Below are 259 nucleotides of genomic sequence, written 5' to 3' on the forward strand. Positions count from 1 at the left end.
AATGAATCTATAAATCTTGGACATACTGTTACTATTACTTTAGAAAGGGTGCGTGATTGGTATGGAAAAGGAAAATGTATTCAAATGGAGGGATTATCAGCCTGATATTATTTTGTTAACGGTACAACCTCAGTTTTCGTGATTTGGTGGAAATGCTAGAAGAACGGGGTTTATCCATTTCTCATACAACGATTATACGTTGGGTACACCAGTATGGTCCTGAATTGGACAAACGAATCCGACGTCACCTCAAACAAAC

1 pseudogene is annotated in these 259 nt (G+C 37.8%); it reads left to right on the plus strand.

Annotated elements, in window-relative coordinates:
- Positions 1 to 61 precede the first annotated feature (61 nt).
- Positions 62 to 259, plus strand: a pseudogene (locus tag MR065_RS27315) (IS6 family transposase); the annotation flags it as partial.

Source organism: Bacillus cereus group sp. BfR-BA-01383 (genome assembly GCF_022663495.1).
Lineage (GTDB): Bacteria > Bacillota > Bacilli > Bacillales > Bacillaceae_G > Bacillus_A > Bacillus_A cereus_AU.